General features: G+C 70.2%; 21 protein-coding genes and 1 other RNA gene. 11 read left to right on the top strand and 11 right to left on the bottom strand.

Annotated elements, in window-relative coordinates; genetic code table 11:
• The first annotated feature begins 159 nt into the window (after positions 1-159).
• The 4 genes from ABD332_RS32790 (at position 160) to ABD332_RS32775 (ending at position 3,378) form a co-directional block, all read left to right on the top strand.
• Positions 160-543 carry a hypothetical protein gene (locus ABD332_RS32790; RefSeq protein ID WP_344506213.1) on the top strand — a complete coding sequence of 128 codons (384 nt, stop codon included), beginning with the start codon at positions 160-162 and terminating at the stop codon, positions 541-543.
• A gap of 51 nt (positions 544-594) precedes the next feature.
• Positions 595-1,875 carry a 3-phosphoshikimate 1-carboxyvinyltransferase gene (aroA, locus tag ABD332_RS32785; RefSeq protein ID WP_344506212.1) on the top strand — a complete coding sequence of 427 codons (1,281 nt, stop codon included), beginning with the start codon at positions 595-597 and terminating at the stop codon, positions 1,873-1,875.
• A complete protein-coding gene (locus tag ABD332_RS32780; protein WP_344506211.1) occupies positions 1,872-2,651 on the top strand; it encodes an inositol monophosphatase family protein in 780 nt (259 codons plus the stop codon). The genes aroA and ABD332_RS32780 overlap by 4 nt, the downstream gene beginning before the upstream one ends.
• A 64-nt stretch (positions 2,652-2,715) precedes the next feature.
• The gene (locus ABD332_RS32775) at positions 2,716-3,378 is read left to right on the top strand and encodes a fascin domain-containing protein (RefSeq protein ID WP_344506210.1); all 663 of its coding nucleotides are present in this window, start codon (positions 2,716-2,718) and stop codon (positions 3,376-3,378) included.
• On the opposite strand, the gene ABD332_RS32770 is transcribed toward ABD332_RS32775, so the two are convergent.
• The 5 genes from ABD332_RS32770 to ABD332_RS32750 form a co-directional block, all read right to left on the bottom strand.
• A complete protein-coding gene (locus ABD332_RS32770) occupies positions 3,362-3,805 on the bottom strand; it encodes a pyridoxamine 5'-phosphate oxidase family protein (RefSeq protein WP_344506209.1) in 444 nt (147 codons plus the stop codon). The genes ABD332_RS32775 and ABD332_RS32770 overlap by 17 nt on opposite strands.
• A gap of 45 nt (positions 3,806-3,850) precedes the next feature.
• Positions 3,851-4,333 carry a hypothetical protein gene (locus ABD332_RS32765; protein WP_344506208.1) on the bottom strand — a complete coding sequence of 161 codons (483 nt, stop codon included), beginning with the start codon at positions 4,331-4,333 and terminating at the stop codon, positions 3,851-3,853.
• Positions 4,326-4,796 (bottom strand): sigma-70 family RNA polymerase sigma factor, encoded by a 471-nt coding sequence (locus tag ABD332_RS32760; protein WP_344506207.1) that lies wholly within the window; start codon positions 4,794-4,796, stop codon positions 4,326-4,328. The genes ABD332_RS32765 and ABD332_RS32760 overlap by 8 nt, the downstream gene beginning before the upstream one ends.
• A 508-nt stretch (positions 4,797-5,304) precedes the next feature.
• Positions 5,305-5,649: a tyrosine-type recombinase/integrase gene (locus tag ABD332_RS32755; RefSeq protein WP_344506206.1), complete on the bottom strand. Its 345-nt coding sequence runs from the start codon at positions 5,647-5,649 to the stop codon at positions 5,305-5,307.
• On the bottom strand, positions 5,553-6,221 hold the full coding sequence (locus tag ABD332_RS32750) for a site-specific integrase (RefSeq protein WP_344506205.1): 669 nt from the start codon (positions 6,219-6,221) through the stop codon (positions 5,553-5,555). The genes ABD332_RS32755 and ABD332_RS32750 overlap by 97 nt, the downstream gene beginning before the upstream one ends.
• A gap of 31 nt (positions 6,222-6,252) precedes the next feature.
• Between ABD332_RS32750 and ABD332_RS32745 the strand changes: the two genes are divergently transcribed.
• The 4 genes from ABD332_RS32745 (at position 6,253) to ABD332_RS32730 (ending at position 9,693) form a co-directional block, all read left to right on the top strand.
• Entirely contained in the window at positions 6,253-6,840 is a 588-nt protein-coding gene (locus ABD332_RS32745) for a UTRA domain-containing protein (RefSeq protein ID WP_344506204.1), read from the top strand.
• 40 nt (positions 6,841-6,880) lie between these two features.
• Positions 6,881-7,387, top strand: coding sequence for a nucleoside deaminase (locus tag ABD332_RS32740; protein ID WP_344506203.1), 507 nt, complete (start codon positions 6,881-6,883; stop codon positions 7,385-7,387).
• A 543-nt stretch (positions 7,388-7,930) separates the two neighbouring features.
• The gene (locus ABD332_RS32735; protein ID WP_344506202.1) at positions 7,931-8,464 is read left to right on the top strand and encodes a DUF4365 domain-containing protein; all 534 of its coding nucleotides are present in this window, start codon (positions 7,931-7,933) and stop codon (positions 8,462-8,464) included.
• On the top strand, positions 8,461-9,693 hold the full coding sequence (locus tag ABD332_RS32730; protein WP_344506201.1) for a hypothetical protein: 1,233 nt from the start codon (positions 8,461-8,463) through the stop codon (positions 9,691-9,693). The genes ABD332_RS32735 and ABD332_RS32730 overlap by 4 nt, the downstream gene beginning before the upstream one ends.
• 426 nt (positions 9,694-10,119) lie before the next feature.
• On the opposite strand, the gene ABD332_RS32725 is transcribed toward ABD332_RS32730, so the two are convergent.
• Complete coding sequence (locus ABD332_RS32725; RefSeq protein WP_344506200.1) at positions 10,120-10,827, bottom strand: tetratricopeptide repeat protein; 708 nt, start codon at positions 10,825-10,827, stop codon at positions 10,120-10,122.
• Positions 10,828-10,868: 41 nt separating this feature from the next.
• Complete coding sequence (gene fxsT, locus ABD332_RS32720; RefSeq protein WP_344506199.1) at positions 10,869-12,521, bottom strand: FxSxx-COOH system tetratricopeptide repeat protein; 1,653 nt, start codon at positions 12,519-12,521, stop codon at positions 10,869-10,871.
• A 136-nt stretch (positions 12,522-12,657) separates the two neighbouring features.
• Here fxsT and ABD332_RS32715 point away from each other — a divergent pair, with 136 nt between their 5' ends.
• The gene (locus ABD332_RS32715; RefSeq protein WP_344506198.1) at positions 12,658-13,923 is read left to right on the top strand and encodes a tetratricopeptide repeat protein; all 1,266 of its coding nucleotides are present in this window, start codon (positions 12,658-12,660) and stop codon (positions 13,921-13,923) included.
• Complete coding sequence (locus ABD332_RS32710) at positions 13,924-14,370, top strand: hypothetical protein (protein ID WP_344506197.1); 447 nt, start codon at positions 13,924-13,926, stop codon at positions 14,368-14,370.
• A gap of 1,056 nt (positions 14,371-15,426) precedes the next feature.
• Here ABD332_RS32710 and rnpB read toward each other — a convergent pair.
• Positions 15,427-15,797: RNase P RNA component class A (gene rnpB, locus ABD332_RS32705), an RNA gene on the bottom strand.
• A gap of 30 nt (positions 15,798-15,827) precedes the next feature.
• Here rnpB and ABD332_RS32700 point away from each other — a divergent pair.
• Positions 15,828-16,595 (top strand): sulfite exporter TauE/SafE family protein, encoded by a 768-nt coding sequence (locus ABD332_RS32700; RefSeq protein WP_344506196.1) that lies wholly within the window; start codon positions 15,828-15,830, stop codon positions 16,593-16,595.
• A gap of 100 nt (positions 16,596-16,695) precedes the next feature.
• On the opposite strand, the gene ABD332_RS32695 is transcribed toward ABD332_RS32700, so the two are convergent.
• From ABD332_RS32695 to ABD332_RS32685, 3 genes are read right to left on the bottom strand one after another with little or no spacing between them, the layout of a single operon-like run.
• A complete protein-coding gene (locus tag ABD332_RS32695) occupies positions 16,696-18,108 on the bottom strand; it encodes a bifunctional RNase H/acid phosphatase (protein WP_425552323.1) in 1,413 nt (470 codons plus the stop codon).
• The gene (locus ABD332_RS32690; RefSeq protein ID WP_344506194.1) at positions 18,066-18,806 is read right to left on the bottom strand and encodes a zinc ribbon domain-containing protein; all 741 of its coding nucleotides are present in this window, start codon (positions 18,804-18,806) and stop codon (positions 18,066-18,068) included. The genes ABD332_RS32695 and ABD332_RS32690 overlap by 43 nt, the downstream gene beginning before the upstream one ends.
• Complete coding sequence (locus tag ABD332_RS32685; RefSeq protein ID WP_344506193.1) at positions 18,803-19,594, bottom strand: Nif3-like dinuclear metal center hexameric protein; 792 nt, start codon at positions 19,592-19,594, stop codon at positions 18,803-18,805. Before ABD332_RS32685 ends, ABD332_RS32690 begins: the two co-directional genes overlap by 4 nt.
• Positions 19,595-19,601 lie beyond the last annotated feature (7 nt).

The following is a 19,601-nucleotide window of genomic DNA, read 5'->3' as shown; positions in this document are numbered from 1 at the left end:
GCAGGCACCGATGAGCACGGATGCCTGTGGCCACGATCACCCGAGGGTGAGCCGTTCGGTGGAGCGAGATTCGAGTCGGACGGGCGATCCTCCCACCATCGTTAGGAGGCGAACAGTCCACGGTGGACGCGGGGCTGCGGGGCCCCGATACTCGGTGCCGTGAACCTGAACGCAGCGGTCCTCGCGATCGGCGGCTCGGCCGCCCCGGGCGACGTCGTGAAGTCCCTGACGGGCGGGCGTCCCGCACTCGCCGCCGACGGGCACGCCCTCGTGCTCTACGACGACGCCGCGGCAGCTGTACGGGACGTCGCCGGCTACCTGCGGCCGCGCGGCATGACGATGGTCCGGTTCGGCCTGCACGTCGGCGGAACACCGCAGGGCGAAGAGCGACTGACCGGGCCCGTGGTGGCCGCCGCGACCCGCCTCGCCGACCTCGCCGGGCCCGGGCGGCTGCGCGTCTCCGCCGACGCCGCCGGAACGCTCGGCGACACGGTGCCGCTGGACCCGGCCGGCGACGGCTCGTACGAGATGCGCAAACGCTAGCGGGGTGGGGTTGCCCCGCGGGGCGGCGGCGGGCTGCGGGACAATTGAGGGGTGAGCCTCCATGCCGATGACCTGCCGGACGTCCTTGCCATCACGCCGCTGACCGCGCCGCCCGACGTGTCGCTGCGGCCGCCGGGCTCCAAGAGCATCACCAACCGGGCGCTGATCTGCGCGGCGCTCGCTCCGGGGCGCAGCACGCTGACGGGGGTGCTGTTCGCCGACGACACGCACGCGATGCTCGGCGCCGTGCGGGCGCTCGGCGCGACGCTGACCGTCGACGAGGCCGCGCACACCGTCGTCGTCGACGGCGTCGACCCGCGCACGCAGACCACGCCGGCGAGCATCGACGCCCGCCAGTCGGGCACCACCGGCAGGTTCGTGGTGCCGGCGGCGGCGCTGCGCCCGGCGCGCAGCGTCGTGGACGGCGCGCCGCAGCTGCGGGCACGGCCGTTCGGGCCGCTGACCGACGCGCTGCGCGAGCTCGGCGCGACGGTGGAGGACCTGTCCGAGGCCGGGCCCGGGCTCCTGCCGATCGCGGTGACCGGGCCGGTCGCCGGCGGGAAGGTCGCGGTGCCGGGCCACCTGTCGAGCCAGTTCCTGTCCGGGCTGCTGATGGCCGGGCCGCTGATGTCCGACGGCCTGTCGGTGGAGCTCACCTCGCCGCTGGTCTCCGTGCCCTACGTCGAGGCGACCACCGCCGTCATGGCCGCGTTCGGGGTCACCGTCGACGGCCTGCACGTGCGCCCGGGCGCGTACCGGGCGACGGACTACGCGATCGAGCCCGACGCGAGCGCCGCGTCGTACGTGCTCGCCGCCGCCGCGATCACCGGCGGCCGGGTCACCGTCGAGGGGCTCGGCACCAGCAGCCTGCAGGGCGACGTGCGCTTCGCGGACCTGCTGGAGCAGATGGGCGCGCGGGTCGAGCGGACCGCCGACCGGGTCACCGTCACGGGCACCGGCACGCTGCACGGCATCGACGTCGACATGGCCGACATCTCCGACACCGCGCAGACCCTGGCGGCGGTCGCGGTGTTCGCCGACTCCCCCACGCGCGTGCGCGGCATCGGCTTCATCCGCAAGAAGGAGACCGACCGGATCGCCGCGATCGTCACCGAGCTGCGCCGCGCCGGCATCGACGCGGTCGAGGACGAAGACGGCTTCACGGTCAACCCGGGGACGCCCGCGCCGACGGCCTTCCACACGTACGACGACCACCGGATGGCGATGAGCCTGGCGCTGCTCGGCCTGCGCGTGCCCGGCATCGAGATCCGCGACCCGCGCTGCGTGTCGAAGACGTACCCGACGTACTTCATCGACCTGGCGCGCCTGTGAGCGACCTCCTCCTCGCCCGGCGGGCCGCGCTCGCCGGGGCCGAGGTCGGCATGCGCTACTTCGCCGCCCTCGCCGGGCTGCCGAAGGAGATCAAGGCCGACGGCAGCGTCGTCACCGAGGCCGACCGCGCCGTCGAGGCCGCGATCCGGGCCGTGCTGGCCGAGGAGCGCCCCGGCGACGCGATCCTCGGCGAGGAGGGCGGGCTCACCGGCACCGGCGGCCGCCGCTGGATCATCGACCCGATCGACGGCACCGCGATGTTCGTCGCCGGCGACGACCGCTGGCTCGTGCTCGTCGCTCTGGAGGAGGACGGCGAGATCGTCGCGGGTGTCGCCGCTGTACCGGCGCAGGGCACCATCTGGTGGGCCTCGCGAGGCGGTGGCTCGTTCCAGGGCGGCATCGGCGGCGACGACGCGCGGCGGCTGCGGGTGGCCGCCGACGGCGCCGAGACGCCCGAGGGCGCGACGCTCGGCGTCATCCCCGACGACTACGTCTTCCGGCCCGAGCGGGCGATGCTGGAGCCGCTGACCGCCGTGGCGCGCAAGGAGCCGTGGCCGGTGCACGCGGCGCTGCTCGTCGCCGACGGGCGGCTCGACCTGTGCGTGCAGACCCGGGGGCAGATCTGGGACTTCGCGGCGACGTCGCTGATCGTGCGGGAGGCCGGTGGGCGGTACAGCGGCCTCGACGGCCGGCCGGAACCCGGTCCCGGCCCGTCGGTTTTCGCACGGAGCGCCACTTTGCACGCCGCAACCCTGAAGCTTTTCGACGGGCCTTGACACTCATCGATGCATTCGTCCAGCATGTCCGGCGGGGTCGTACTACATCACGCTTGGAGTCGCTGTGCGCCGTGCCCGGGGGTTGCTGTCCGCTGTCGTTGTCCTGCTCGCGTTGCTGGTCCCGGCGTCCGCGCACGCCGCGCCCAGCCCCGGCGCCTCGCCCGCGGCCGCGGCCGCCGAGGACGATCCCGCCACGAAGGGGTTGACGCGCACGTCGCTGGACCTCGGCGGCGGTGAGGCGCAGGCGAACGCCCTCGGGCCGGTCGGCATCCCGGGCGCCTCGATCTGCCAGCGGTTCTACATCTACAGCTACCGGGCGGCGCGCTACGTCTCGGAGGAGCAGGGGTACACCGGCAGCAGCCACAACATGCTCCGGGCCCGCTCCACGGCCGGCGCGCTGGGCACGTGGGAGCACTTCCGCCTGTGCGCCTACAACGGCCGGACCGACACCATCTACATCCAGGCCAGCTCCGGCTACCTCGTGACCGCCGAATACGGGTACAGCGGCAACCTCCGCGGCATGATGCGCGGGCGGGGCGAGTGGCCGGGCGTCTGGGAGGTCTTCGAGGTCTGGTCCGACGCCGGCGTCTACTACCTGCGCAACCAGTCCACGAAGGGCTGGGTCAGCGTCCGCGTCGACATGACCGGCAGCTCCGCCAACATGTTGCGCGCCAACGGCGCGAGCGCGGGCCCGTGGGAGATGCTGGCGTTCACCTCGGTGGCGTGAGCTCCGGCAGGTCCCGGCCGGCCAGCTCGTTGGCCTCCCGCCAGGCCTGGATCCACAGCGGCGTCATCCGGAAGTACACGTAGCCCTTCCCCGGCCGGAACCCCGTCTTCTCGGCGAACGCGTCCTTCGTGCCGTCCGTCAGGTCGCCGGCCGGCACGGTCTGCACGGCACACTCGATGAGGACCACGTCCCGCGTCGGCCCCACACCGACGCGGGCCCGGCCGTTGGCCGCCAGGTTGCGCGCCGTCGGGTTGTTGACGGCCGTCGAGAACAGCAGGGTCGCCCCGTCCCACAGGAACGACAGCGGCACCATGCACGGCTCCCCGTCCGCCGACGCCGTCGCCACCCACGCGTCGACGTCCTCCTCCAGCCGCCGTACCGTGTCCGCCACGCGCTGCTCGGTGCTCCGTGCCGCCTGTGCTGTCATCGCCACTCCCCCGCTGATTCCGGTCCCCTCAGTATCCGCGGCGCCTCAGCGCATCTGACACAGCACCCGCACGTCATGCAGCCCTTCCGGCGGGACGACCACGGGCTCGTCGGCGCGACACCATGGAGCGCCGCTGTTCACGGGCTCTCCGGTCGCGACGTACCGCCCCGGCGTCAACCTGATGCTGAACCGTCCGTCGGCCGCCGAGGTGGTGCTCGTGGTCGTGCCGTCGGCCGCGTCGAACCACACCGTCCCGGCGGTGCCGCGCGAATACCCTGGCATCGGCCCGCCGACCATCAGGAGCGTCCCGGTGACGACCGCTCGGGCCGCGCTGGCCGGCTGCTGCTTCTGCCCCCACAGCGTGGGCCCGGCGGTCGCTCCCAGCGCCACCGCCACGACCGCCCCCACGACGGCGAGGTGCCGCCGGTCCCGGTTCCGCCGCTTCCGCACCACCTCGTCGAACGCCGGCGCCTGCCCCGGCTCGTGCCGCTTCGCCTCGGCCGCCAGCAGATCCCCGAGCTCAGACATTCGACGCCTCCTCTCTCAGCAGCCCCGCGAGCGCGCTCCGGGCCCGGCTCAACCGCGACTTCACCGTCCCGGGCGCGACGTCCAGCAGCTCGGCGGTCTGCTCCACGCCGTACCCGAGCAGGTGATGCATGACGACCACCTGCCGCTGCCCGACCGGCAACCGCCGCAGCGCCGCCGTGAGATCCACCCGGTCCCCACTCGGCGGCGACGCGTCCACCGGCGGCCCGTGCCGCAGCAACGCCCGCAGGGCACTCCGCGCGTTCCGCCGCCGGTTCGCCACCAGCCTGATCGCCACCGTCCGCACCCACACCTCCGGCGACTCGAGCCGGGACACGCGCTCCCACCGCCCGAGCAGCCGCACGAACGCCTCCTGCACGCACTCCTCGGCCTCCGCCCTCCCCCCGGCGACCAGCGCCACCACACCGACGAGCCTCGCGTAGCTGGCCGCGTACAAATCAGACACCGCATCGCTACCGGTGGACCTGCCCATACTCCTGTCACCCCCGAACCCCCGCCCTGGTTCCACCCCCGACCGACAATTCTTCGAACCCAACACGTGTTCGTCGACCATCCGAAGCTCTTCCTGACCGGCCCGGGCGTGGAGGTCGAGGTCGGCGTCGTCCTCATCGCTGTGGCCGCCATCCGAGCCGTCAGCTGAAGGCCCCCTCCGGCACAACCGCCGCCGCGGCGGCGGCCACGCCGACGATGAGACCGGACGCGGAGTGGAGCAACGAACGCGACCGGACGGGCCGGCGGCGATGGCGCGGGACGCGTGGGTCCTGCCGCGCGCTCCGCGCCGGCAGTGCGCCGCCGCGGCGGCGCATGGGGGTGTGGGTGGGAACCCCCGCCGGGGCCCCGCCGCGGAGCGGTGGGGGGGTCGCAGCGACGGACGAGTCGACCTGTACGCCGGGCTCTTCCCGGCACAATGCCCTCTACCAGGGAAAACTCCACTGTTTGATCTTGTCGGGCCGTCACTGGGCCGTCCCCTGCCGGTTGAACACGCGATCGATCGCGGCGCGGGTGCGGCCCTGGCTGGCCGGCATCAGGTGGGTGTACTGCCGCAGCGTGAACGCCGGGTCCCAGTGCCCGAGGTACTCAGCGAGCGCCTTGATGGACTCGCCCGCGTCCAGCAGGACCGACGCGAAGTAGTGCCGGAGCGCGTGCGTCCCGGTCTCCCGGGACCGCTCGATCCCGGCCGCCTCGATGGCCGGGTTCCAGGTCAGCGCGTCGAAGGTGTCCGGCGGACCGCGTTCCGGCGCGGGGTCGTCAGCAGCAGGTTGACGGTCACCAGCTCCGAGCTGAACGGGTCCTCCCACGGGAGGGTGACGGCGACGACCTTGTACGTCTCACCCCGCGCCTCGATCCGGCCGGCGACCGAGTCCGGCAGCGGCACTTTCCGTTCCCGGTCGTTCTTGGGCAGGCCGAACACCAGACGGGAGCGGACCACCTTGACCTGCCGCCGGACGTGCAGCCAGCCGCCGGCGGTGTCGAGGTCCTCGTCGCTGAGGCCGAACATCTCCCCCTGCCGCAGGCCGCACCCCGCGCCGAGGTCGACGACCAGCTGATACCGCTCCGGCAGCTTCGCCCGGACGACCCGGACCGGGCCCTCGGGCCACGGCACGATCTTCCTCTGCACCGGCTCCGGCTGGACGACCGACTTGGCCGAGCAGGGGTTCTTCGCGATCTTCTGGTCGTCGACCGCCGCGTTGAGGATCGTCCGCAGGTGGGCGAAGGTGACCGAGCGGGTCCCCGGCCCGATCGTGCCCTCCATGGAGCGGTCCCACTCCCGGACCGTGCCGGGCTTGATCGCGCCGAGCTGCTGGCCACCGAAGAACGGCAGCAGGTGTTTGCGCACCTTGTACTCGACGGTCTCCCGCGGGCGCGGCAAGGCCCCGGTCGTACGCATCCCGCCCCGGCGGGTGATCCGCTCATCCGAGCGGCATCAGATCGAGAAGGACCTGGCGCTCAAGCCGGAAGCCGAACGCGGCGCCATCGGCGAGGCCGAGACCAACCTCAACATGTCCATCGGCGCCCAGCGCTTCTCGTCGCAGTACGACCAGGTGGAGGCGGGAACGGAGCTGGCGAAGGTCTTCGGCGTCGAACCCACGACCCTCATGCTCCGCCGGCAGTGGGAAGCGACCGACCCGAACACCGACCTGCGCCTGTCGTGGAGCGTCTCGCACATCCCGCTCGACATCGTGCAGGGCAATCCGGCGCTACTCGACCCCAACAACGAGCCCTGGCCAGGCGGTACACAACACCAGCTGTCCACCGTCGGCGTGGAGATCATGAAGATGGTCGACGAGGTCACGGCCCGGATGCCGACCACCGTGGAGGCGCAGCTCTGGGGGCTACCGGAGGGTGTACCCCTCATCTTCTGCCGCCGGATCTCGATCGACGCCGACGGCCGCGTGATCGAGACGTCCGACGCCGACTACCCGGCGGACCGCACTGAGCTGCACTTCGTCACACCACTTCGCCCGTGGCCGAAGAAGCGTCAAGCCTGACTTGACGCCGAACGCACGAACCCTTCAAAGGACAGGACCCATGCAGGTAAGCCTCAGCGCGACCGATTCCGAGTTCCTGAGCCGCGCGATCGAGATCTCCCGCCACGCCCTCGAAGACGAGGGCAAGACCCCGTTCGGCGCCATCATCGTCATCGACGACAAGGTCATCGCCGAGGGCACCAGCAGCGTCGTCGAACTGATGGACCCGACCGCCCACGCCGAGGTCATGGCCCTGCGCAGCGCCGGCCAGGTGCTCAAGCGCCACATCATGACCGACGCCGTCATGTACGCCAGCAGCGAGCCCTGCCCGATGTGCCTCGTCGCCTGCTACTGGGCGCGCATCCCCAGGCTCGTCTACGGCGCATCGAGCTACGACGTCGGCGCCAACGGGTTCGAGGACCTCCAGCTCTACCGCGAGCTGACCGTCGAATCCGACCTCCGCACACTGCGGGTCGAGGCCGCCGCCGGCGAGCTCCACGACCAGGCCGCGGCGGTGCTCAAGGCATGGGCGGTCCTGCTCCCGGAGCCGGTCGTGCCGAAGCTCTGACTCGCGTCATGATGCCGACCCACAGCGGGTTCCTGCGCTGTACGGACCGACGACGTTCTACTCATGCGGGTCCAGCGCGATGAGCCCCCCTCGGCGGCCCACGCTTCGAGCACCACCCCGGGCGGCAGCGTGTTGAACCAGATCCCGTCCGGCGGAGTGACGGCCGACTGCCACCCTGCCCCGGGCAGGATGACCAGCCGAATCAGGAAATCGAATTCCGGCTCAGTGAGATTCACGTTTCGGGCGCCACCGACGTACGCGAACTGCCGCCGCGCCCTGGCCAGCCAGTCGTCGTGGCGGCGTGCGGTCTCTGCGGCCGGCACTGGGAAGGAATTCGGCTTGTCAGCGTCGATCGCTTCAGTTCCGTCCGGGTTGACCCGGAGGGAGCTCGACCCGGGCATACGCAGCCTGACCATCAGCGGCGGGGAACAGCCGAACGGCCGTTCGTTTTACGACGTATGGGTACGTTCATCCACCCATCGTTGTCGATAGGTAGCGTTCATGCACTTCCCTCATGTCGCCCCTTTCCCGCAAGATAGCGGCATGGCCGCGACAGAGAGCGCCGGGTCGGTAACTTCAGGTCAGCTCGGCTGGCTGGATCCGAGCGCCGCCAAATCCAGGTACGGCGTTGCCTACGTACGAGCCGTCTGCGGTCAGGCAGGCCTGGGCTTCAGCGAAACGCCGCCGGACGAAGACGGTCGAGCCATCGACGGCACCGTTGACTACCAGTACGCCTCCGTAAACGTCCAGGTGAAGTGCACGGCACGCTTCAAGATCCGAGGGCGGTCGTTGACGTACGAGGCAGATCCCAGATGGTTCCCCAAGTGGAACCAGATGTGGCTACCTGTCTATTTTGTGGTGGTAGTGGTTGATTTGCCGTATCCTCCCGATTGGGTTCATCATCAGCCGGGCGGCACGTGGCATCGCTCGGCAGCGTTTTGGGTTCGCGTAGACAAGATGGCACCGGCTGACAGCATCGTTGTGCCCAAAGCGCAGCGATTTGACATCCATTCCTTAGTCCACTGGAAAGCCGAAATGGACGCCATCATCTTCCCAACAGCAGAGGCAGGGGCATGAACACCACCCATCCCCTCCCTAATCTTGCGCAAGTTAAGGAGTACATGGAGGTCACGGGGTGGATTGAACAGCCTCCAGGCTCAGGCGGTGCGCTTTGGCTGCGGGCCAATACTGGCGTCGGAGTTCCACTATCCAATAATTCCCATCTTGAGGTAGTTCGTTCAATCCTTCAACGAGTCGCGATCGCAGAAGGGGTAGATTGGCTTACGGTTGTTAAACGCGCCAGATACCTTTGGACCGACGTTGCGCATCTACGTGCGAAAAACGACACCGTCAGATCCGACTCGATACCCCTTGATGCCGCGTCCACTATCATGTCAGCGGCTCGCCGAATGTTCCGCGCCTCGGGAACGACTTCAATCAAAGAACGGTCTGAAATCCGCGGGCACTACCTCAAGCGTGGTGACGACGTGGCTGGCAAGGCCCGGATGGCTCATACCGAAGAAGGTTCTTTCGTCTTTCCAGTGCTGATACCTATAGATCCGCCAAATCGGGATAGCACCGACCAAACTTGGCTCGACGTTGGAACACCGGAGCCATTCGAGCGGCGGGTGGTGCGAACCTTTGCGCAGGCCCTCTACGCCCTGCGGGAGATCGTAATTGAACCGGCGAACGATCCCGTTCCAGACCAACTGTATGCGCTCGTTGAGCGCGGCGTGAGTCGTGAGTTCTGCGTTTCCCTTGCCAAGGTGTTGGCCCAGCCTGCCGTCGGAGAGTTTGAATCAAAGATCTCCTGGGCTACGGCACTCGCGGGCCCGCCGCGCATCACAGACGTGACTATACAGGCGCAAGCCCGGGACCTCATTGAGGCGACTGCGAAAAAGATGCGCTCGCGATACATTGAGCCAAGCAGGACCTTCAATGGCAAAATCACCGGTCTCCAACGTAATGAACATGAGGGACCTGGCGACATTTTCGTCTCGACAGTGCGCAACGGACGCCATTGCGTTATCCGCGTACAGCTCGATCAAGCTACGTACAGGCGGGCAGCCGAATGGCATGGTGATGGCCGCCCAGTAATTGTAGAGGGCAATGTGGTCCGCGATCCACAGCAACGCTTATATGTAAGTGACCTGCGGCGTTGCTACCCACTCGATGAGACGTTCTTACCCCTTCCCGATGCCGAGGCCACCAATCCCGGAACGGCACCGAACCCCGATAGCCCGGGTGCGCCACCCACTCGCAAGTTGCGACAACTGCCCAGAAAACGACCACGTAAGCACGGATAGCGAATGATGCGATACGCGGCCAAGCCGGCAGGCTCCTTGTACCACCGACGCTAGTCAGGGTGCTCGCCCGTTGGTCTCGCCTGTCGAGCCGTGTCGGGCACGATCCATGCCTAGTCCCACCCATGCTTGACGGAGCCGTCCCAGCACATCCGCGACAGTCGGCCTCGACTGTTCGGTCATCCCGGTTACGTTCGGTGATGCGTGAGCGTCCGTGGCCACATACACATGTCGATGAGTGCACGTGATTTTGGCTGCTCGGCTGAAGTGGGTGCGCCAAGCAGGCGGTCCCATTGGCAGGTGTCTCGTGGCGGACTGTCGGGTTCCCTGGGCCTTGTAGCCGCGGCTTTGAATGAGGTGGGTAGTGGACTAGGCGCGGACTGTAGATCAGCCGTGAAAGCTATAGAACCTCGGCCTGCGACACCGGAACTACTCACCAAGATCCCGTAACACCTGGGCGAGGTTGCTCAGGTAGACGGCGACGTGGGGGTGGTCGGGGCCGTGGACCGCCTCGCCGATGGCCACGGCCCGCTCGGCCAGCGGCCGCGCCCCCGCTGGATCACCAAGATCCCGCAACACCTGGGCGAGGGTGTTCAGGCCGGCGGCGACGTCGGGGTGGTCAGGGCCGTGGACCGCCTCGCCGATGGCCACGGCCCGCTCGGCCAGCGGCCGCGCCCCCGCCGGATCACCAAGATCCCGCAACACCTGGGCGAGGGTGCTCAGGCGGAGGGCGACGGTGGGGTGGTCGGGGCCGTAGGTCGCCTCGCCGATGGCCAGGGCCCGCTCGAACAGCGGCCGAGCCCCCGCCGGATCACCAAGAGCCCGCAACACCAAGGCGAGGTTGTTCAGGCGGACGGCGACGGTGGGGTGGTCGGGGCCGTGGACCGCCTCGTCGATGGCCAGGGCCCGCTCGAACAGCGGCCGGGCATCCGTGAACCGTGCCTGTACCTGCAGAAATGAGGCGGCCCGGTCCAACAGCCAGGAACAGTCCATGGCTACCGAACGGTCGGGAGCGGCCACGGTCGTGGCGTCGTCGACGGCGGCTGTGGCCGTCAGTACGTGGGGCAGGAGCACCGCCCACCGGGGCCATCCCTCCGGCGCACCCATGATCGAGGCAGGCGCATCCTCACGGAGCACGGCAAGCACCGTCGCCTGTGGGTCGAACGGGTTTGGGGGTGTCATGGTGTGGCCGGTTGGGCTGGGAAGCGGTGGCGGAGGGCGCCTTGGACGAGGCGGTGGAGTTGCAGGCCGTTGGGGGTGCGTTTGGCGAGGGAGTGGTCGACGATCGTGGCGAGGGTGTCGTTGAAGGCGAGTGGGTCGGTGGTGGCGGTTTGAAGTGGGTCGGGGAGCAGGTCGGGGTGGTTGGTGAACAGGTCGAGGGGGATGGGGACCGGGGCGAGGTAGGCGCAGAGGGCGAGCAGCTGCAGCGCGGCGGGATTGGTGGCGGCGATCCGGTCGAAGCTGAGGTCCCAAAGGGTGGCGAGAGTGTCGTCGCGCGAGGCGGGCCGGCCCCGGCCGTACATCTGCTGAGCTCGGGTTTTCAGCAGGGTTAGGTAGTCGTGGGCGGGCATGGCCGACTGGTCGATGTAGGCGGCGGCCTGTTCCAGGGCGAGGGGAAGGCGGCCGAGTTCGTCCGCGATGCTGGTCGCGCTCGCGGTGTCGAGGTGGGGTAGCCGGGCTCGCATGAGTTGGACGGCTTCGACGTGGTCGACCACGTCGAGGTCGTGGACCTGGCCGAGGGCGGTGAAGCCGGCGCGGCGGGTGGTGATGAGGATGTGCCCGGGGATGCCTGGCGGAAGCGGGGCGTTGGGCAGCCACGGGCGGAGGTCATCAACGGCGTCGGCATTGTCGAAGATCAGCAGCCAGCCTGGGACGCGTCGAAGCGCCTGGTGGACCTCGGCGCGGAGGGCGTCGGTGTCGGGGGGCGGGTCGAGGCCGAGTTGCGTGGCGAGTGCCGTGAACTGGTCGGGGATGAGGGTGGGTTGTTCAGCGGCGATCCACCAGACCAGGTCGTAGTCGGTGGCGTGACGGTGGGCGTATTCGTTGGCGAGCTGGGTCTTGCCGACCCCGCCCATGCCGCGTACCGCGGTGACCGTCACGGTCCGGCCGGCGGTCAGACCGGCGGCGAGGCTGTTCAGTGCGGGTTCGCGGCCGGTGAAGTGTGGATTGCGGGCCGGGACGTTCCACTGTTCGGGTAGTGCCCCGGGAAATCGCGCCTGTTGGGGCATCGCCCGGCTGGCGGGCGGGAACGGCGGACGCTGGCTCGGTTTGGCCCGGCCGGCCGCCGCCCGGGTGACCATCTGCCGTAGCCGCGCTTTCGTCTTCGCCTCGGCGATATCGAACAGATCGATGCCGACGACGAGGCCGAGCAGGCCTGGCCGGTCGCAGTCCTCCACCCGCACAGTCAAGAGTTTCCGCTCCGTGCCGGACGGGTCGGCCGCAATGGCGGCCTGCCATTCCAGGCCGCCGTAGACCGATGCGAGATAGGCGTTGGACAGTACGGCGATGGTTCGTTCGGCTCGGGTGAGGCCGCCCTGCATGCCTTGCATCCAGTTCGACCCGGGAACGAAGTCCCACGCCTGCACCAGTACGCGGTGACCGTCTTCTTCCAGCTCCCAGGCGATCCACTCGGCCCACGCCCGGTCGGCCTGAGTGTAGGAAACGAAGAAATCCCATTCCGCCGACGACCCGTCCTCACTTGTCACGCCCACCAGGCTCTCAGACCCGCCATCGGCCGCTATCAACCCTACGGGTGACACCGCCATCCGGTCAGCCCGACCATTCCGAGTCCGCCAGCGCGTTGGTTGTCGCGATCGAGGAATGCGTGGCACTTCCGTACGGCAGTGCCCGCTCATCGCATGATGCCATTGAGCGAGAGTGAACATTACTGTCGTCCACGTGTGGACAGCACCGGGCGAGCAACAGGTCGACCCCCCATCGCCGAACCCATTGGCGACGGTCCTTGCTGTGCTCCGGGAGGATGCGCCTGGCCCGATCATGGGTGCGCCGGAGGGATGGCCCCGGTGGGCGGTGCTCTTGCCCCACGTACTGACGGCCGCAACCGCCGTCGACGACGCCACGGCCGTGACCGCTCCCGACCGTTCGGTAGCCATGAACTGTTCCTGGCTGTTGGACCGGGCCGCCACATTTCTGCAGGTACGAGCACGGTTCACGGATGCCCGGCCGCTGTTCGAGCGGGCCCTGGCCATCAGCGAGGCGGTCCACGGCCCCGACCACCCCGAGGTCGCCGCCTACCTAAGCAACCTCGCCGTAGTGTTGCGGGCTCTTGGTGATCCGGTGGGGGCGCGGCCGCTGGCCGAGCGGGCCCTGACCATCAGCGAGGCGGTCCACGGCCCCGACCACCCCGACGTCGCCATCAGCCTGAGCAACCTCGCCCTGGTGTTGCGGGATCTTGGTGATCCGGCGGGGGCGCGGCCGCTGGCCGAGCGGGCCGTGGCCATCACCGAGGCGGTCCACGGCCCCGACCACCCCGACGTCGCCATCAGTCTGAACAACCTTGCCGTGGTGTTGCGGGCACTTGGTGATCCGGCGGGGGCGCGGCCGCTGGCCGAGCGGGCCGTGGCCATCACCGAGGCGGTCCACGGCCCCGACCACCCCGACGTCGCCATCCGCCTGGGCAACCTCGCCCTGGTGTTGTGGGCACTTGGTGATCCGGCGGGGGCGCGGCCGCTGTTCGAGCGGGCCCTGGCCATCAGCGAGGCGGTCCACGGCCCCGACCACCCCACCGTCGCCATCCGCCTGAGCAACCTCGCCCAGGTGTTGCGGGATCTTGGTGATCCGGCGGGGGCGCGGCCGCTGGCCGAGCGGGCCCTGGCCATCAGCGAGGCGGTCCACGGCCCCGACCACCCCCACGTCGCTGCCAGCCTGAGCAACCTCGCCCTGGTGTTGCGGGCTCTTGGTGATCTGGCGGGGGCACGGCCGCTGTTCGAGCGGGCCCTGGCCATTACCGAGGCGGTCTACGGCCCCGACCACCCCACCGTCGCCATCCGCCTGGGCAACCTCGCCGTGGTGTTGCGGGCACTTGGTGATCCGGCGGGGGCGCGGCCGCTGGCCGAGCGGGCCGTGGCCATCACCGAGGCGGTCCACGGCCCCGACCACCCCACCCGGCTTGGGGCCAGACGAATCCGAGACACCCTTGCCCGGGCGTCCGACAAGCCAGAAAACTCAAGAACGACTAGGCGCGGAACCCAACGGTTCAGAGGGGAGCATTGAGTGAGTCAGCCCGAGACCGCAACGCTGGCGTACTGGAGCGAACATCGAACCCAGCTTCGGCAATCCGAAGCACAGCGCTCCCAGTTGACGAACTACCTGCTGGCCATCGCTGCCGCCCTCAGCGTCCTGATCGTGCAGCAAGAGTTCGCAACGGCTACGCTCCCACTTTCCGCCTTGATCACTGCGGCCGGCCTGTACGGCGCGCTCGCCTCAGCGAAATACCACGAGCGAGCTGAATACCACCTCCAGCAGGCACGAGTCCTGACCCGCACGCTCGTCGGCATCGGCGCGCTCGGCGACGACGCCGACCTCAAGAGCGCCCGGGAAGCCCACTACCGCCGGTACTGGATACTGCATCGCATCCGCCTCCACCAACTCTGGACCGGCCTGCACCTCGGCATCGCGGGCTACGGCACGACTCTCATGGTCATCACCGTGATCGGATAGGCATCACGCCCACCCGCCCTCCCGGTCCTATCAACTGGCGTGCGGAGGATGCGCGGAGAAATCTGCCGTGATGGCCGACTCCTGTGCAGGTCAGAGGTGGTTGTGAGCCTGGGCTGTAAATCCGTCGCAATCTCACAACCGACGTCAGCCAGCATCCGCTCATCCCGCGATCCGGGCCCGTCATCGCCACCGAGTGTTGGCGGCTGCACGCCCATCCCAGTGGGCACGTCAAGCGTCAGGTGGGACGCGGGCGTCAAGCGCCAGCCGGAACACGACAAAACCACCTACAGACCACCTACAGAATCCCCGTGAGAACTTTCCATACGTCTTCAAGGCGGCCCTGACGGGCCGCTCGCGCAGCTCGGGCCACGCCGCGCCTTGCCGCTCCGCTCCCGGCGCGGCGGTCCCGGCCGCGCGCAAAGCCCGGGCGGACACGCCGAAGCCCCAGCCATCTCACGACGAGAGACCGGGCCAGGCCAGCGTTGTCACGCCTCGTGCATCAACTCCAGCTGCACCCTGTCCGACGGACCGTGACGCTGGCGGCGACCCCAGTCGCCAGGCCGGGTCGTCGCGCCGTGCCGGGTCCGCGCCGGGCGGCGTCTTGCCTCCGGCGGGCAGGGCCTCCGGCCGCTGCACCCGGTACTGCGTGTGCCTCCGGCGGCCAGGGCTGCGCGCCCTGGACTGCGGCGGGCCGGGAAGCCCGGGGTGGGCTCCGAGCCCTCCCGTTGCGCACCGAAGGGCAGCCATGCCGCACCGGCAGGGCGCCAGCGGCCGAGGGCAACCGAACGGTCCGTACGCGATGGCGCCCCACCGGCACAGCATGTCCGGGCGGAGCCTGCGCAACGGGAAGCCTCTCCGGGGTCGGAGCATGTTGCGGAAGCAACCGGGAAAGCGCAGCCCCAAGGCCGTCCGAGTTGATCTCCGCTGGGCCGTCCCTGGGCCGTCTGGGCCGTCGCCGGGCCGTCGAACGACCGCCAGCATTGACCGACGTCGACCAGTACCGACGTACGAAACACCAGCTCAGCGGCCAGGAGAAGGGCCGTGACTAGTAACTGACGGACGAGTCGACCTGTACGCCGGGTTCTGTCCTCGCCCGGAGGGGCGGGGGCGGCCATCCATCTCGGCCTGCCGTTGCCGGCAGGCTCCAGCGGTCTACCCGCAGGCTCGGGCGGGCCGCCCTCGAACGCCTGCGTCTGACCTTGCTCCGGGTGGGGTTTACCTAGCCGCCCCGGTCACCCGGGGCGCTGGTGGGCTCTTACCCCACCGTTTCACCCTTACCCGGCCCCGAGGGGCCGGGCGGTCTGTTCTCTGTGGCACTGTCCCGCGGGTCGCCCCGGGTTGCCGTTAACAACCACCCTGCCCTGTGGAGCCCGGACGTTCCTCGGCGGCACCGGTGAAGGTGCCGACGCGGCCGCCCGGTCGACTCGTCCGTCGTGATGACTATGGTAGGCGGCACCATGAACCTTGCAGACATCGCGCTCCTGTCCGGGGCCGGGCTGGCCGCCGGCACGGTCAACGCGATCGCCGGTGGCGGGTCGCTGATCACGTTTCCGGCGCTGATCGCGACGGGGTTGAGCCCGGTGGCGGCGAACGTGACCAACTCGGTGTCGGTGTTCCCGGGGTACGTCGCCTCGGTGTACGGCAGCCGGATGGACCTCAGCGAGCTGCCGCGGCGGACGGTGGCGGGCATCGTGCCGACGTCGGTGGTGGCCGCGGCGCTCGGGTGTGTGCTGCTGCTGATCACGCCGGCGAGGGCGTTCGACCTGGTGGTGCCGTTCCTGGTACTGGCGGCGGCCACCACCCTGGCGTTCCAGGACCGGCTGCGCAAGCTCGTCGGCAACCCGCGGGACATGTCGCCGGCGCGCAGGACGCTGAGCCTGCACGCGATGGTGTTCGCCGGTTCGCTGTACGGCGGTTACTTCGGTGCCGCGCTCGGCGTCATGCTGGTCGCGGCGCTGGGTCTGGTGCTCGACCAGTCGATGGCCAGGATCAGCGCGCTGAAGAACGTGGTGTCCGCGATCGCCGGCCTGGTGACGGTCTGCGTGTTCGCGCTGTTCGGGCCGGTCGAGTGGGTGGACGTGCTGGTGGTGGCGCCGACCGCGATGCTCGGCGGCTACGTGGGCGCCCGCCTCGCCCGGCGGCTCCCGTCCGGGGTGCTGAAGTGGCTGATCGTGGCGTTCGGCACCGGCGTCGGCCTGATCCTGCTGTACCGGGCGCTGACCTGACCTCCGCGCCGGTGACGCGCCGGTGACGCGCCGGCGGCCAGCACCAGAGCCGCCGCGGCGCCCGTTATGAGGCGGTTGCGCGGGGCCGGCGGACCCGGCATCAGCTCAGGTGTGCGGTGTCGTTGACGGTACGCACGGCGACCCCGCCGTCAGGCCATGAGTCGACGATCGAGAGGCCGGCCGGGTCGAGGTACAGGCGGTACATGAACGCGTCGCCGGCGGCGAGGGCGTCGCGCAGCATCGACTTGATCGGGGTCACGTGGCTGACGACGGCGATCCGCTGTCCCGCGTACTGCTGCTGGAGCCGCCGTACCGCCCGCCGCACCCGGATGGTGACCTGCTGCAGCGACTCCCCGCCGGGCGGCGCGACCAGGGGCGAGGCGAGCCAGCGGTCGAGCTCGGCCGGGTACGCGGCCCGCACCTCGGCGAACGTCAGCCCGTCCCACTCGCCGAAGTCGCACTCGACGAGGTCCTGGTCGGTGACGATCTCGACGTCGCCGACGAGGCCACGCACGGCGGCCGCGGTCTCCAGGCACCGCCGCAGCGGCGAGCTGACCACGGCGGCGAGGTCGGGGGCGAGGTCCCGGATCCGGACGGCGGCACGACCGGCCTGGTCGCGACCGCGGTCGGACAGCGGGATATCACTGCGCCCCGAGTAGCGTTTCTCGGCGGTGTACGGCGTCTCGCCGTGCCTGACGAGCAGCATCCGCAACGGCGACCCGGTCGACGGCGGCGCCCAGGAACGGGCCACGGGCTCGGCGGGCGCGGCATCGACGTCCGACGTATTGACCAACGTCTGTGCTGTGGCGTCCGTGGAACCGGACGAGCGGGCAGGACCGGCCGATCCCGCGCCCGAAGACGAGCCTTCAGAAGAAGACAGGCCCCGAGACGAAGACGAGTTCGCGGCGGCGGCGACGGCGCGGGCGGCCGCGCGGCCCGGTGAGTCGGGGCCCGCGACCGGAGCGGCGTCCGCAACAGCGGAACCAGAAGCAGCGGCGGAACCAGCAGCGGCGGCCGAACCAGAAGAGGCGGCCGAACCAGAAGAGGCGGGAGAGCCAGGAGTGGCGGGTGGGGTGGAGGCGCCGTCCATGGCGGCGTTCGCCAGGCGGTCGGCGTGCTTGTTCCGCTCGCGGGGGATCCACGAGTAGCGGACCGAGCGGAACGAGCGGGCCAGGTCCCCCGCCTCCGCTGCCAGGGGGACCAGCCCGGGGTGCTTGATCTGCCAGCGGCCCGACATCTGCTCGACGACCAGCTTCGAGTCCATGCGGACCTCGACCTCGTCGGCGCCGAGCTCGGCGGCGGCGCGGAGGCCCTCGATGAGGCCGGTGTACTCGGCGACGTTGTTGGTGGTGACGCCGAGCCGGCCGAGGCGTTCGGCGAGGACCTTGCCGGTGGTGGAGCGAACGACCGCGCCGTAGCCGGCGGGGCCAGGGTTGCCCCTGGACCCGCCGTCGGCCTCGATCGTGACCTTCACAGGCCGGACTCCGCGGTCCGGACGAGGATGCGCCGGCATTCTTCGCAGCGGACGACCTCGTCGGCGGCGGCGGCCTTGACCCGGGCCTTGTCGCCGCCGGCGAGCTCCAGGCGGCAGCCTTCGCAGCGGCCGTGGCGGAGCATGGCGGCGCCGATGCCGCCGCTGGACTCGCGGATCTTGTCGTACAGGGTGATGAGGTCGGCGGGGAGGTCCGCGGCGAGGGGCTTGCGGCCGGATCGGCGGAACTCCTCGTCCTTGGCGATCCCGGCGAGGGCCTCGTCGCGGCGCTGCTCGGCGGCGGCCCGCACGGAGCGGGTCTCGGTGAGCCGGCCGGCGACCTCGTCGAGGGCGGCCTGCGCGGTCTCCCGCTGCTCCATCAGCTCCAGCTCGGCGTCCTCCAGCTCGCCCTGGCGCCGCTTGAGCGTGGCGATCTCGTGCTGCAGGGCCTCCAGCTCGCGGGCGGGGCCGGTGCCGGCGTCGAGACGCGCCTGGTCCTTGTCCTTGCGGGCGCGGACCTGCTCGGCGTCGCGCTCGAGGCGGCTGATGTCGCGGTCGAGGTCGTCGACGGCGACCTGGGCGCGGACGCGCTGGTCCTCCATCGTGGACAGCTCGCGGGCCAGCCGGTCGAGCTCCGCGTGCTCGGGCAGCGACTTGCGCTTGTGCGCGAGCTGGGTGAGCGCGATGTCGATCGCCTGCAGGTCGAGCAGGCGACGCTGAGCCTCTGGGTCGGCCTTCACTGGTTGCGGTCCTCCAAGGTGAACGTCCACGGTGAGGTGTCCACATCGGACACGATGGTCTGCAGGCCGGCTTCCTGCCGCAGGAACGCCGCCACGTCGTCGAGCCACGGCCGCTCCGACGCCCAGTGCGAGACGTCCAGCAGTGCGGGGCCGCCGTTGGCCAGGTGCTCGTGCGCCGGGTGGTGGCGCAGATCCGCAGTCAAGTATGCGTCAACGCCGGCCCGCGCCGCGTCGGCCAGGAACGCGTCGCCCGCACCCCCGGACACGGCAACCGTCCGGACCGTGTCCGTGGGGACCCCGGCCACCCGTACATCACCCACTGCCGACGACACGAGCGCGGCCAGATCCGACAGTGCCATCGCAGATGGCAGCTCGCCGACGCGCCCGTGGCCGCGGTCGTCGGCGGTCGGGACCAGCGGCCGGAGGCCGGCGAGGCCGAGCCGTGCGGCGAGCGCGTCGGACACGCCGGGGGCGGCGACGTCGCCGTTGGTGTGCGCGGTGTACAGGGCGATGCCCGCCTTGATCATCCGGTGGACGATCGCGCCCTTGTACGTGGTGGGCGCGACGCTGGACACGCCGCGCAGCAGCAGCGGGTGGTGGGTGAACATCAGGTCCGCGCCGGCGGAGACCGCCTCCTCGACCGTGCGGGGGTCGCAGTCCACGGCGAGGAAGACCCTGGTGACCTCCGCGGACGGCTCACCGAGGGTGAGACCGACCCGGTCCCAGCTTTCGGCCCACGAGGTCGGGTAGCGCTGCTCGATGAGTTCGACGAGTTCGGCGACTAGCACGGCGCGA

The organism is Dactylosporangium maewongense (assembly GCF_039531485.1).
GTDB lineage: Bacteria > Actinomycetota > Actinomycetes > Mycobacteriales > Micromonosporaceae > Dactylosporangium > Dactylosporangium maewongense.
The sequence above is the reverse complement of the archived record's forward strand: the minus strand, read 5'-3'. Positions and strand labels throughout refer to the sequence as shown.

Excerpts from the sequence above, each read along its gene's own strand:
- ABD332_RS32770 (WP_344506209.1), bottom strand. The coding sequence starts at position 3,805 with ATGACAGCACAGGCGGCACGGAGCACCGAGCAGCGCGTGGCGGACACG.
- ABD332_RS32765 (WP_344506208.1), bottom strand. The coding sequence starts at position 4,333 with ATGTCTGAGCTCGGGGATCTGCTGGCGGCCGAGGCGAAGCGGCACGAG.
- ABD332_RS32740 (WP_344506203.1), top strand. The coding sequence starts at position 6,881 with ATGCAGGTAAGCCTCAGCGCGACCGATTCCGAGTTCCTGAGCCGCGCG.
- ABD332_RS32735 (WP_344506202.1), top strand. The coding sequence starts at position 7,931 with ATGGCCGCGACAGAGAGCGCCGGGTCGGTAACTTCAGGTCAGCTCGGC.
- ABD332_RS32730 (WP_344506201.1), top strand. The coding sequence starts at position 8,461 with ATGAACACCACCCATCCCCTCCCTAATCTTGCGCAAGTTAAGGAGTAC.
- ABD332_RS32700 (WP_344506196.1), top strand. The coding sequence starts at position 15,828 with ATGAACCTTGCAGACATCGCGCTCCTGTCCGGGGCCGGGCTGGCCGCC.
- ABD332_RS32695 (WP_425552323.1), bottom strand. The coding sequence starts at position 18,108 with ATGCCGGCGCATCCTCGTCCGGACCGCGGAGTCCGGCCTGTGAAGGTC.